Origin of the sequence: Streptomyces sp. S063 (assembly GCF_002832675.1) — a bacterium.
Taxonomy (GTDB): domain Bacteria; phylum Actinomycetota; class Actinomycetes; order Streptomycetales; family Streptomycetaceae; genus Streptomyces; species Streptomyces sindenensis.
The window spans coordinates 5,560,009-5,572,750 of sequence record NZ_CP021707.1 but is presented as its reverse complement, the minus strand read 5'-3'; the positions used below and the strand labels follow the sequence as shown (position 1 = coordinate 5,572,750).

Genomic DNA, 12,742 nt, shown 5'->3' with positions numbered 1-12,742 from the left:
CGCGCGGGCCCGTCCTACGCCGCCGGGTAGAGCCTCAGGCGGTGGGCGAGGGCGGCCGCCTCGCCGCGGCTGGAGACGCCCAGCTTGGCCAGGATGTTGGAGACGTGGACGCTCGCGGTCTTCGGGGAGATGAACAGTTCCTCGGCGATCCTCCGGTTGGTGTGTCCGGCCGCGACCAGCCGGTGCACGTCCTGTTCGCGCGGGGTCAGCCCGAAGGACGCCACGGCCGCGATGGCCGGGTCCTCCTCCTCGGCCGGCGACCGGCCGGGGCCGTCGGTGGCGGACGCGGGGGCCAGGAGGGCCGGAGGGACCCCGCCGTCGGGGCCCGGTGCCGTCCCGGAGTCGTCGAGGGCGATGCGGGCGCGGGCGGCCAGCTGTTCCACCGCCTCGGCGAGCGGGCGCGCGCCGAGCCGTCCGGCGGTCTCGTGGGCGCGGTGCAGCAGGGCCGTGGCGGTGGACCGGCAGCCGGGGGCGATGAGCAGGGACTCCGCCCAGCGGCGGTGGATCTGGGCCAGTTGGTACGGGCGGCTCAGCGGGCCGAAGGCCTCCGCGGCGCGGGCCCAGTGGCCGGGTGTGTCCGTGCCCTCCGCACGGGCCAGCTCCGCCTCGATGAAGACGCCGTAGGCCTCCCATACGGGGACGAGCATCGGGAGGCTCTTCACGCACCGCCGGATCAGGGCGAGCAGCTCCGGACGGTCCTGTTCGGCGGCGGGCAGTCCGCGATGGTCCGCCTCGATCATGGCGGCGGTCTGGAGCAGCGGCAGGGCGTAGCGCTGGGTGCCGGGAGGGAAGCCTGCTCTGGCCAGCTCCTCGAACGCGGTCCGTGCCGCGCCGAGCCTGCCCTGGGAGACGGCCAGCACCATGCCGTGCCGCCCGGGGTCGATCGTGTGCTGGTGCTGCGGGTCGCGGTGCCCGAAGTGCCTGCGGACCAGGGCGAGCTGCTCCTCCGCCTCGGCCGTGTCCCCGCGGGCGACGGCCAGTTCGGTACGGCGCAGCGCGGCGAGGCCCTTGGCCCGGGGGCCCAGCGCCAGGCGGGCGGCGGACGCGGCGGCGCTCTCGCTCTGGGCCCAGTGCCCGAGGGAGAACAGGGACTGGGACTGGTTGGCGTACACCCAGGCGCCGGAGTCGGCCAGGCCGTGGCTGTGGCAGATCTCGATGCCGTGGTCGGCGGCGGCGACGGCCTCCAGCGAGCGGCCCATCGCCTCCAGCGAGGAGGGCAGGTTGACGCTGACCCGGCCGAGGAGGTTCATCAGGTGGAGCTGTTCGGCGCGGTCCCGGACCGCGTACATCTCCGCGAGGCCCTCCTCGACGCCGCCCGCGTCCGCGACGAGCCAGCCTCGGGTGAGGCGGGCGTGCAGCTCGATGTACTCGTCGCCGACGAGCCGGGCGTACTCCACGGCGCGGTCGCTGTCCGCGAGGGCTTGCGGTCCCGGCTGGCGGAGCGCCTTCCAACCGGCCACGTTCGTATGGACGTCGGCCTGAACGGGCGACGGAGGCAACCCGCGTACGAGCTCCTGGGCGGCGGCCAGCTCCTCCCAGCCGTCCCCCTTGTCGAGCCCCTGCACCAGTCGGCTGCGCTGCACGAGGAACCAGGCCTCGCGCAGCGGGTCGGCTTCGGCGGCCAGGACCCGCAGGGCCTTCTTGGAGATGGCCAGCGCGCGTTTGCGGTCGCCGCCGAAGTGGGCGGCGACGGTGGCCTCGGCCATCACGTCGAGGTAGCGCAGGGGCGTGTTCTCCGGGTCGCAGGCGGAGGCCGGGTAGACCTCGGCGTAGTCGAACGGCCGGAGGGTGGCGAGGACTTCGTCGGGGACGTCGTCCCAGAGCTCCATCGCCCGCTCCAGGAGCCGCAGTTGCTCGGAGTAGGCGTAGCGGCGGCGGGCCTCGACGGCGGCCCGGAGCACGGCGGGCAGAGCCTTGGCGGCGTCGTGGGCGGCGTACCAGTAGCTGGCGAGGCGCGTGGCGCGTTCGTCGTCGCGGACGAGGGAGGGGTCGGCCTCCAGGGCTTCGGCGTACCGGCGGTTGACGCGGGTGCGCTCCCCGGGCAGCAGGTCGTCGCTGACGGCCTCGCGGACCAGGGAGTGCCGGAAGCGGTAGCCGTCGCTGTCGGGCGCGGGTTGCAGCAGGTTGGCGCCGACGGCGGCGCGCAGGGCCTCGTGGAGGTCGTCCTCGTCGAGCCCGGCGACGGCGGCCAGCAGCTCGTGTTCGACGAAGGAGCCGCCCTCGGCCACGATTCGGGCGATCCGCTGGGCGTGCTCGGGGAGTGCCTCCACCCGGACGAGCAGGAGGTCGCGGAGCGATTCGGAGAGCCCGGAGCTGTCACCGCAGCACTCCAGGGAGCCGGCCAGCTCCTCGACGAAGAAGGCGTTGCCGTCGGAGCGTTCGAAGATCTCGTCGACGAGTGCGGCCTCGGGGGTCTCGGCGAGGATGCCGGCGAGCTGGCGGCCGACCTCGTCGTGGCTGAACCGGTCGAGTTCGACGCGGGTGACGGTCCGCAGCCGGTCCAGCTCGGCGAGGAGGGGGCGCAGGGGATGGCGGCGGTGGATGTCGTCGGCGCGGTAGGTGCCGACGACCATGAGGCGACCGGTGCTCAAGGTGCGGAAGAGATAGGCGAGCAGATGCCGGGTGGAGGCGTCCGCCCAGTGCAGGTCCTCCAGGACCAGGACGACCGGGCGGTCGGCGGAGATCTGCTCCAGCAGGCGTCCGGTGAGCTCGAAGAGGCGGGCGATGCTGTGCTCGTCGGTGGCGTCGCGGTGGGCCTCGCCCAGCTCGGGCAGGAGACGGGCCAGCTCGCCCTCCTTGCCGGCGCAGGCGGCGGCCATCTCCTCGGGCAGGGCACGCCGCAGAGCGCGCAGGGCGGTCGGGAAGGGGGCGAACGGCAGCCCGTCGGCCCCGATCTCGACGCAGGACCCGACGGCGACCACGGCGCCGCGCCGTTCGGCCGCCGAGACGAACTGCTCGACCAGACGGGTCTTGCCGACGCCCGCCTCGCCGCCGACCAGCAGCGCCTGCGGATCGCCGGAAGCGGCCCGCGCGAGCGCCTCGGTGAGCGAGGCGAGCTCCTCGGCGCGCCCGACGAACACGGGGCTGACTGACCTGGTCTCCACGCCGCCGAGCATCGCATACGCATACGAGGCGGCGGGAGTCTTTTCGCGCAGGGTGATCATGCTCCCCGCCCGGTCCCCGACCGCCGCCGTCGCTGCCCCCGCTCCCGGTGGGGCCGAGTCCGGGCCCGCCGCGCCCGGTACGGAAGGGACGGCGGCGGGACCGGGGGCCGGCACGGGGGCCGTACCGGGCCGGGCCATCGTCAGGCGGCCGGGGCGAAGCGGCTGCGGTCGCCCTGCCTCACCTTCCCCTCCGGGTCGTGGCGTCCGGTACGGCGGGCGGCCCGGCGGGCGCGGCGCGCCCGGCCGATCTCGCGCTCGGTGTCGGCCCGGCGGATCAGCTCGGCGGAGGTGGAGCGGTAGATCTCGTACTCGTACATGGTGTTCCCCTGGTTCCTGGTCGTGCAGCGGACCGGAGGGGTGGTCCGGCCGGTCGGCCGGGGCCCTGTGTTCGCTGTGTGTCCACTCTCGTCGGCCAGGTGGGGGCGGGGCATCGGGCGAGTTCCGCATCTTCACGGGGGTGGGAGCCTTAGGTGGGCCCGTCCGGTGCCCGAGGGGTGGGCGGGTGCCTGAGGAGTTGTCGTAGGAGGCGGGCCCGTCCTCCCTACGCGGGTACGCGGGCCGGTCAGCCGCCGGTCGGGGCGCCCGCGCTGGGCAGGGAGACGAAGAGGTCGAGGTACATGCCCGCCGAGATCAGCACGCCGAGGACGCCGAGGGCGACACCGGCCAGGGCGACCGCGCGGACCCAGGCGGGCTGCGGCCGGTCGGCGGGGGCGCCGAACGCGGGGCGGACCAGGACGACGACGCCGACGAGCAGGGCCAGGAGGGCGAAGACGCCGTTGACCAGGGCGGTGGTGTGCCAGGCGTCCCCGTAGATCTCCGAGATCTGCTGGGCCGCGCTGCCGCCGCCGGAGGTCTTGATCTGGCCGATGAGCGTCTCGCGTTCGGCGGCGACCCGGCCGGTCCACGCGCCGGTCAGGGCGACGACGCCGAGGGCCGCGGAGACGACGGCCGCCGCGCCCGCGCCGACGCCGTGCCGGGCCTCCTCGAAGGGGTCGGGCTCCAGGTCCTCGTCCGCGAGGCCGTCGTCGGCCGCGTCGCCCTCGGGCTGCGTGGCGAGGTCGTCGGGGGCCGTCGCGGAGGCGCCGGGCCCCGGCGGCGTCCCCGGGGCGTCCTTCGTCTCCGTGTCCTTCGTCGCCGCGGCGTCCGCGGCAGCCGTCTCGTCGGGGGTCGTCGTCCTGGAGGGGGTGGTGTTCATGTGCCGACGCTAGGGGGCCCGGATGAGAGCCCCCTTAACGCCGGGCGTGCGCCGGGGCTCAGCGCCCCGCGCGGGCCCTCCACTCCGGGGCGAGGACCGACCAGACCTCGGAGTCGTGGCGTACGCCCCGGTAGAGGTAGTTCTGCCGGATCACCCCGTCCCGGGTCATGCCCAGCCGCTTCGCCACCGCGATCGACTTCGTGTTCGCGGCGGAGGCGTCCCACTCGACGCGGTGCATGCCGCGCTCGTACACCGCCCAGTCGATCAGCCGCTCGGCGGCCCGGGTGATCAGGCCGCGGCCCTGGGCCGCCGGCTCCAGCCAGACGCCGATCTCGCAGTTGCCGGAGGCCGTGTCGAAGATCCGGAAGAGGCCGCCGCCGACGAGGGTGCCGTCCAGCCAGATCCCGTACAGCCGCCCGGTGTCCGCGGCCTGCTTCTCCGCGTACCGCCGGAGCAGGTCGCGGGCGGATTCCCGGTCCGTGGCGAAGGAGGCGAAGGGGATCCAGGGGTCGACCAGCTCGCGGGCCCGGTCCATGTGGGCGAGGAACTCCTCGTCCTGCCAGATCTCCAGCGGCCGCAGCTCCGCATTGTCGTCACCCAGGGATATGGCGAACATCGTGCTCCTTCTCCGTCTGCGCGACACCCTCCTCCGTGGCGCGCGCCCCGGGGATCTTCGCATGGAGCGGTACGCAGTCGGGCGGTTCGATGGAGATCCGGGGCAGCCGCTTCTCCAGCCAGCCCGGCAGCCACCAGTTCGCCCCGCCGAGCAGGTGCATCAGGGCGGGCACCAGCAGGGTGCGCAGGACGAAGGCGTCCAGGGCGACGGCGGTCGCGAGCGCGATACCGAACATGGCGATGACCCGGTCACCGCTGAGCACGAAGGCGAGGAAAACCGAGATCATGATCACGGCGGCGGAGTTGATGACCCGCCCGGTCTCGGCGAGGCCGACCCGTACGGAACGCCGGTTGTCGCCGGTCTCCAGCCACTCCTCGTACATCCGGCCGACCAGGAAGACCTGGTAGTCCATGGAGAGGCCGAAGAGGACCGAGACCATGATCACGGGGAGGAAGGGTTCGATGGGCCCGGCGCTGCCGAGGCCGAGCAGTTCGCTCCCCCAGCCCCACTGGAAGACGGCCACGACGACGCCGAAGGAGGAGGCGACGGCGGCCACGTTCATCACGGCGGCCTTGACCGGGATGCCGATGGAACGGAAGGCCAGGAGCAGCAGGAGGCAGCCGAGCCCGATGACGACCCCGACGAACAGGGGAAGCTTCCCGACGATGATCTCGGCGAAGTCGTCGTAGCTCGCCGTCACCCCGCCGACATGGGCCTCCAGCGAGGTGTCGTCCTGGACCGGCGGCAGCACGTCGCCCCGGATCCGGTCGACCAGCTCGCTGGTCTCCTGCGACTGGGGCGAGGAGTCGGGGACGACGGTGAGGAAGGCGGTGTCGCCGCCGCCGTTGTACGTGACCGGACTGACGGACGCGACGCCTTCGGTGGTGCGCAGCTTCTCGGGCAGCGAGTCCAGGGCGAGCCGGTCGCCCGCGCTGTCGAGCTGGGCGGCGATGGTGAGGGGGCCGTTGACGCCGGGGCCGAAGCCGTCGGCGAGCAGGTCGTAGGCCTGCCGGGTGGTGGCGGTGGCCGGGTTGTTGCCCTGGTCCGATGTGCCCAGGTGGAGGCCGAGGGCGGGCAGGGCGAGGACCAGCATGACGACGGCGGCGACCCCGCCGAGGAGCTTGGGGTGGCGTTCGACGAAGGCGGACCAGCGGGCGGCGAAGCCGGTGGGCAGTTCGGGGCGCGGTCCGTGTTCGGCGAGCTGCCGGCGTTCGCGGCGGCTGAGCGCCCGCATCCCGATGAGGGAGAGCAGGGCGGGCAGCAGGGTGACCGAGGCCAGCACGGTGAGGACGACGGTGAACGAAGCGGCGATGGCGACGCCGTTGAGGAAGTCGAGCCGCAGGATCAGCATGCCCAGCAGGGCGATGCAGACGGTGACCCCGGCGAAGACGACGGCGCGGCCGGTGGTCGCGACGGCGTTCCGGGCCGCTTCGGGCACGGACATGCCGCGCCGGAGTCCTCTGCGGTGCCGGGTGACGATGAACAGGGCGTAGTCGATGCCCACGCCGAGCCCGATGAGCATGCCGAGCATCGGGGCGAAGTCGGCCACGGTCATCAGATGGCCGAGCAGCACGGTGCCCGCGTAGGCGGTGCCGACGGAGACCAGAGCGGTGGCGATGGGCAGCAGGCTGGCGGCGAGGGACCCGAAGGCGAGGAAGAGCACGACGGCCGCGACGATCACGCCGATGCCCTCGGCGAAGTGGACGGAGGGCGCTTCGGTGAGGGCGACGGCGGTGCCGCCCAGCTCGACCTGGAGCCCGTCGGCCTCGGCGGCCTTCGCGGTGTCGACGAGGGCCCGGGCCTGGGAGGCGGGGATCTCGTCGGCGGGGCGGTCGAAGGTGACGGTGGCGTAGGCGGTGTGGCCGTCCTCGCTGATCTGGCCGGGGCCCGCGGTGCCGTACGGTCCGGTGACCGCGCCGACGCCCGGCAGGTCCTCGATCGCGTGGAGCGTGCGGGTCATCGTCTGTTCGACGTCGGCGGCTTGGACGGTGGAGTCGGTGGTGTGCCAGACGACGGTGTCGGTGTCGCCGCCGAGGTCGGTGAAGCCGCGCGAGAGGAGCTCGGTGGCCCGGCCGGATTCGGTGCCGGGGACCTCGTAGTCGTTGGAGTACGCCGAACCGGCGATGCCCGCCGCCGCGGCGGTGCCGCCGAGGGCGGCGAGCCAGATGAGGACGGCGACGAGGCGGTGCCTGATGCACCAGCGGGCGATGGCAGCCAACGGACGAGCTCCCTGCGGGTTCGTGGACCTTTACCCGCAGATGACGTGATCTGCCCGTAAACGTCTCATGACCTGAGATCGCCAACTCTGACAGCAGATCGTGATCCTTTGTCCGTTTCGTGGCCATGGTCACAGGGCCTGATCTGCCCCTTATACGGGACAGACCAGGACCTGCGGCCGCTGCGGTCGGTCAGCCCGAGACGCTCGCCCGGCCGTTCTCGATGTGCCCCATGAGCCGCCGCCGGAAGCCGTCCTCCCCGTCCACGGTGATGTCGAGGTCGTACCAGCCGTGCGCGTCGGCCGCCGAGTGCACCAGCGACCGGCTGCGGCCCGGCTTGACCGTGACGCGGCGGGTCCAGTCCCGTACGTCGTCCTCGTCGACGTAACCGAGCGGCCGCACCAGGAAGGTCAGCGGGCGGCGGCCGGTGTTGCGCAGGGTGAGGTGGATGTCGCGGTCGCGGTGGTCGATGCGGCCGGCGACCTCCGCTCCCCCGTCGGCCGGTCCGGCGAACTCGCGCCGGAAGCCGTTCGGCCCGGTGACCGTCAAGCGGTACGCCTCGCCCGGCACCGGGACCGTCCAGTGCGCGCGGCCCCGGACGTCCTTGTGCTGCGGGGCCGGGAACTCGCCCGCGTACGGGTAGAGCGCGAAATGCGCCGATGACCGGCCGCTGTTCTCCAGCTCCACCCGCAGTCCGCCCTCCACCCGCCGTGCCTGGGCGTCCGGCCGGTAGGGCAGCGGGCGCGCCGGGCGTACGCCGGGCTCCTGCTCGGGAAGGTGCTGGACGGCGGGCGGCTTCGGCTGCCAGCGGCCCTCGAAGGGCGGGATGGCCCCGGGGCTCTGCACGGCGGGCTGCCGGCGCGCCCGGGTGAAGTCGAAGGCGGAGGTGAGGTCACCGGTGACGCGGCGCCGCCAGTCGCCGATGTTGGGCTCCTCCACCCCGGTCCAGCGCTCCAGGAAGCGGATGACGGAGGTGTGGTCGAAGACCTCGGAGCAGACGTAGCCGCCGACGGTCCACGGCGAGACGACCAGCAGCGGCACCCGGATCCCGAGGCCGGTGGGCCGGCCCTCCCACTGCTCCTCGGTCACCTCGGGGGGTGCGACGGGCGGCGGGACGTGGTCGAAGAAGCCGTCGTTCTCGTCGTAGTTGATCAGCACGGCGGTGTGCCGCCAGACGTCGGGGTGCCGGCCGAGCGCGTCGAGGATCTTGTAGACGATGGTGGCGCTGTGCACCGGCGAGGAGGTGCTCGGGTGCTCGGAGTCGATCGCCGAGGGGACCAGGTAGGAGACCTCCGGCAGCGTTCCGGCCGCCACGTCCTTGGCGAACTCGTCCGCCAGGGTCCCGGTGGGTACCCGCCGCAGCGCCCGCTCGAACAGGCTGCGCTCCTGCTTCGTGAGCGTGGCGACGCCCTCCTCGAGGAGCCCGAGGAGCCGGGCGCGCTCGGCCTCGGAGGCACCCCGGACCTTGGCGTAGAAGGCTTCCATGTAGGTGTGGCCGCCGGTCTTGGCCAGGGCCTTGCGGGCGATCGCCTTGAAGGTGGCGTAGAACTCGATCTGGTTGTCGGTGAAGTTCTCCCACTCGGTGTACGTCCGCCACGTGCGGCCCGCCTTCTCCAGCCGCTCGGCGTACGTCGACCAGTCGTAGCCGGGGTGGGCGCCCTCGTTGTAGGCGTCGTTGCCGACGGCCCGCTTCCCGTTCGCCTCGAATCCGGTCCGGCCGCTCCAGAGATGGTTGCGGTTGGGGCTGGTGGAGGTGTGGATGGAGGAGTGGTAGGCGTCGCAGACGGTGAAGGTGTCGGCCAGCTCGTAGTGGAGCGGGATGTCGCGGCGGTCGTAGTACGCCATCGTCGCCGCGGTCTTGGCGCTGATCCAGCCGTTCATCCAGCCGCCGCCCCAGGCCTTCGCGCCGCCGTTCCAGGAGTGGTCGAGGGCGCCGATGTACTGGAGGTCCTTCTTCTGCTCCTCGGCCGCCCCGCGCACGGGGAAGGGCAGCACGGTGGAGCCGGCCGCCCCGGGCTGCTCGAACACGGTGCCGCCGGTGGGCAGCTCGATGGCGTTGCGGTCGCCGAAGCCCCGTACGCCGCGCAGGGTGCCGAAGTAGTGGTCGAAGGATCGGTTCTCCTGCATCAGGATCACCACATGCTTGATCGACCCCAGCCCGCCGGACCCCGCGTGGGCGGGCTGCGCGGCGATGGCGGCCTGGAGCGACGGCGGCAGGAACGATCCGGCCGCAGCGGCGCCGAGTGCGCCGCCGCCCAGCGCGAAGAGCCGTCGCCGTGACATGTCCGTGGTCAAAAGAGCCTCCTGGTTCGGGTGGTCACAGCCGGGAAGCTAGTCAGACCGGGTGGCGGCGGGAAGGACTGCGTACGGCCCGGTGGTGAACGTCCAACAGGTCGTCCCGAAAGTCCAACCGTCAGTGACGGCGCCCTCACACCCCGATGAGGTGCAAGGATCCCCAGAGTGCGAGGGTGGCGGCGAGCAGCGTCGCCGGTACGGTCGCGATCCCCAGCCGGGTGAAGTGGCCCAGCTCGGGGGTGTCCCCGTGCGCGTGCAGGATGCGCCGCCACAGGAGCGTGGCCAGCGAACCGACGTACGTGAGGTTCGGCCCGAGGTTCACCCCGATCAGGGCGGCGAGCAGCGGCCCGGGCCCGGCCGCCGCGACGATCGGCAGCAGGGCGAGAATCGCGGGCAGGTTGTTGATCAGGTTGGCGAGCAGGGCCGCGACCACGGCGACGCCGAGGAGGGCGGGCAGGGTGTCGCCGTCCGGCAGTAGGGCGGCGATCCCGTCGCCGAGGCCGTTGTCGACGACCGCCTTGACGACGACGCCCAGCGCGAGGACGAAGAGGCAGAACAGCGGGTTGGCCGAGCGGACGACGGCCAGCGGTGTGGTTTCCCGCTTGGCGAGCGCCCGTACGGCGAGCACCAGGGCCCCCGCCAGCGCCGCCCACAGCGGCTCGGCCCCCTCGAACGAGGTCACGACGAACCCGGCCAGCGTCAGCGCCAGCACGACGAGCGTGAAGACGGGGACCGGTGTGCGCTCCGCCCCGGGATCCGGCGCGTGCGCCCCGGCGGCCAGGTCGGCCTGGAAGGCCCGGCGGAAGACGGCGTACTCGACGGCGATGGCGGCGAGCCACGGCAGCGCCATCAGCGCGGCGAACCGGGTGAAGGAGAGACCGCTCGCGGTGAACGCCAGCAGGTTGGTGAGGTTGGAGACGGGGAGCAGGAGGGAGGCGGAGTTGGCGAGGTGCGCGCAGGCGTAGACGTACGGGCGTGGCCGCGCGCCGACCCGGGCGGCGGTGGCGAGGACCACCGGGGTGAGCAGGACGACGGTGGCGTCCAGGCTGAGGACCGCGGTGATGAGCGAGGCCACGACGAAGACCCCGCCGAGCAGGGGCCGGGTCTGCCCGCGACAGGCGCGGGCGACCAGCTCCCCGGCGGCCCGGAACAGCCCTTCGTCCGCGCAGAGCTGCGCCAGTACGAGGATCGCCGCGAGAAACCCGACGACGGGCAGCAGCTCGCCGACCTGTTCCCGCGCCTCGGGCCAGGAGACCGCGCCCAGGGCCACCACGAGCACGGCGGCGGGCACGGCGACGGTCGCCTCCGGCAGGCCCCGGGGGCGCAGGACGGCGAAGGCGAGGACGCCCAGGAGCAGGGCGAAGGAGACGATCTCGGCGGTGACGGTGTCCAGGGGGGGTCTCTCAGAGCGAGGGGTTCACGGATGAAGGGGCGGTGCGCCCGCGGGTACGTGAGTACGTACGGGTGCACCGCCCCTTCGGGGACGATCAGGTGATCAGCCCTCGACGCCGAGCTTCTCCAGGATCAGCTCGCGCACACGCGCCGCGTCGGCCTGGCCCCGGGTGGCCTTCATGACCGCGCCGACGAGCGCGCCCGCCGCCGCGACCTTGCCGCCGCGGATCTTGTCCGCGATGGCCGCGTTGCCCGCGATGGCCTCGTCGACGGCCGTGGACAGCGCGCCCTCGTCGGAGACGACCTTCAGGCCGCGCTTCTCGACGACGGTGTCCGGGTCGCCCTCGCCCGCGAGGACGCCCTCGATGACCTGCCGGGCCAGCTTGTCGTTGAGGTCGCCCTTGGCGACGAGCGCGGCCACCCGGGCGACCTGCGCCGGGGTGATCGGGAGTTCGTCAAGGCCGCGGCCGGTCTCGTTGGCGTTACGGGCGAGCTCGCCCATCCACCACTTGCGGGCCTGGTCCGAGGGGGCGCCCGCCTCGATCGTGGCGACGATCAGGTCGACCGCGCCCGCGTTGAGGATGGACTGCATGTCGTGCTCGGAGACGCCCCACTCCTCCTTGAGCCGCGCCCGGCGCAGCCGGGGCAGCTCGGGGAGGCCCTTGCGCAGCTCCTCGACCCAGTCGCGCGCGGGCGCGACGGGGACCAGGTCCGGCTCGGGGAAGTAGCGGTAGTCCTCGGCGTTGTCCTTGATGCGGCCGGCCGTGGTGGAGCCGTCCTCCTCGTGGAAGTGCCGGGTCTCCTGCACGATCGTGCCGCCCGCGGACAGCACGGCGGCGTGCCGCTGGATCTCGAAACGGGCGGCCCGCTCGACGGAACGCAGCGAGTTGACGTTCTTCGTCTCGGAGCGGGTGCCGAACGTCTCCGTGCCGTTGGGGCGCAGCGACAGGTTGACGTCGCAGCGCATCTGGCCCATCTCCATGCGGGCCTCGGAGACCCCGAGGGCCTTGATCAGCTCACGGAGTTCGGCGACGTACGCCTTGGCGACCTCGGGGGCGCGGGCGCCGGCTCCCTCGATCGGCTTGGTGACGATCTCGATGAGCGGGATGCCGGCCCGGTTGTAGTCGAGCAGGGAGTGGGACGCGCCGTGGATACGGCCGGTGGCGCCGCCGACGTGCGTCGACTTGCCGGTGTCCTCCTCCATGTGGGCGCGCTCGATCTCCACGCGGAAGATCTCGCCGTCCTCCAGCTGGACGTCCAGATAGCCGTTGAAGGCGATCGGCTCGTCGTACTGCGAGGTCTGGAAGTTCTTCGGCATGTCCGGATAGAAGTAGTTCTTCCGGGCGAAGCGGCACCACTCGGCGATCTCGCAGTGGAGCGCGAGACCGATCTTGATGGCCGACTCCACGCCGATCTCGTTGACGACGGGCAGCGCGCCGGGCAGTCCGAGGCAGACCGGACAGGTCTGGGAGTTGGCGTCCTGCTTCAGCTCCGTGGAGCAGCCGCAGAACATCTTCGTCTTGGTGCCGAGCTCGACATGGACTTCGAGGCCCATGACGGGGTCGTAGGACGCGAGCGCGTCCTCGTACGACACCAGGTCAGTGACAGTCACGGTGAAACTTTTCCCTCTCAGCCCAGCAGAACGTCGTCGTCGCCGAGACGCTTCAGTTCGCGATAGAGGATCGCGAGTCCGGTGACGATGGCGGCCGCGGAGACCGCCGCGTCGACGAGCCGCAGCACGTCGTTGTCGTTACGGGCGAGCTTCGCCTGCTTGGCGACGCTGATCGCGCCGAACGCGGTGCTGCCGAGCGAGACGTACAGCCCGGTCTTGGACTTCTTGAAGTTACTGGCCTTCTTTGCCATG

General features: G+C 72.7%; 9 protein-coding genes. All 9 read right to left on the bottom strand.

Annotated elements, in window-relative coordinates:
- Nucleotides 1-14 precede the first annotated feature (14 nt).
- Nucleotides 15-3,164 (bottom strand): helix-turn-helix transcriptional regulator, encoded by a 3,150-nt coding sequence (locus CCZ36_RS25785; RefSeq protein ID WP_164873550.1) that lies wholly within the window; start codon nt 3,162-3,164, stop codon nt 15-17.
- A gap of 140 nt (nt 3,165-3,304) precedes the next feature.
- Complete coding sequence (locus CCZ36_RS34910) at nt 3,305-3,481, bottom strand: hypothetical protein (RefSeq protein ID WP_164873549.1); 177 nt, start codon at nt 3,479-3,481, stop codon at nt 3,305-3,307.
- A 245-nt stretch (nt 3,482-3,726) separates the two neighbouring features.
- Nucleotides 3,727-4,359, bottom strand: a complete 633-nt coding sequence (locus tag CCZ36_RS25780) for a hypothetical protein (protein ID WP_128818663.1) — start codon at nt 4,357-4,359, stop codon at nt 3,727-3,729.
- Between the two features lie 58 nt (nt 4,360-4,417).
- Nucleotides 4,418-4,975, bottom strand: a complete 558-nt coding sequence (locus tag CCZ36_RS25775) for a GNAT family N-acetyltransferase (RefSeq protein WP_128818662.1) — start codon at nt 4,973-4,975, stop codon at nt 4,418-4,420.
- A complete protein-coding gene (locus tag CCZ36_RS25770) occupies nt 4,953-7,193 on the bottom strand; it encodes an MMPL family transporter (RefSeq protein ID WP_128818661.1) in 2,241 nt (746 codons plus the stop codon). The genes CCZ36_RS25775 and CCZ36_RS25770 overlap by 23 nt, the downstream gene beginning before the upstream one ends.
- Before the next feature lie 190 nt (nt 7,194-7,383).
- Entirely contained in the window at nt 7,384-9,486 is a 2,103-nt protein-coding gene (locus tag CCZ36_RS25765; RefSeq protein WP_128818660.1) for a phosphocholine-specific phospholipase C, read from the bottom strand.
- A 133-nt stretch (nt 9,487-9,619) separates the two neighbouring features.
- A complete protein-coding gene (locus tag CCZ36_RS25760; RefSeq protein ID WP_128818659.1) occupies nt 9,620-10,858 on the bottom strand; it encodes an SLC13 family permease in 1,239 nt (412 codons plus the stop codon).
- A gap of 123 nt (nt 10,859-10,981) precedes the next feature.
- The gene (gatB, locus tag CCZ36_RS25755) at nt 10,982-12,490 is read right to left on the bottom strand and encodes an Asp-tRNA(Asn)/Glu-tRNA(Gln) amidotransferase subunit GatB (protein WP_069738394.1); all 1,509 of its coding nucleotides are present in this window, start codon (nt 12,488-12,490) and stop codon (nt 10,982-10,984) included.
- Between the two features lie 17 nt (nt 12,491-12,507).
- On the bottom strand, nt 12,508-12,741 hold the full coding sequence (locus CCZ36_RS25750; protein WP_069738393.1) for a hypothetical protein: 234 nt from the start codon (nt 12,739-12,741) through the stop codon (nt 12,508-12,510).
- Nucleotide 12,742 lies beyond the last annotated feature (1 nt).

What these genes read in the sequence shown, in the direction of transcription:
- CCZ36_RS25785 (WP_164873550.1), bottom strand. Translation starts at nt 3,164, where the DNA reads ATGATCACCCTGCGCGAAAAGACTCCCGCCGCCTCGTATGCGTATGCG.
- CCZ36_RS25750 (WP_069738393.1), bottom strand. Translation starts at nt 12,741, where the DNA reads ATGGCAAAGAAGGCCAGTAACTTCAAGAAGTCCAAGACCGGGCTGTAC.
- CCZ36_RS25775 (WP_128818662.1), bottom strand. Translation starts at nt 4,975, where the DNA reads ATGTTCGCCATATCCCTGGGTGACGACAATGCGGAGCTGCGGCCGCTG.
- CCZ36_RS34910 (WP_164873549.1), bottom strand. Translation starts at nt 3,481, where the DNA reads ATGTACGAGTACGAGATCTACCGCTCCACCTCCGCCGAGCTGATCCGC.
- CCZ36_RS25780 (WP_128818663.1), bottom strand. Translation starts at nt 4,359, where the DNA reads ATGAACACCACCCCCTCCAGGACGACGACCCCCGACGAGACGGCTGCC.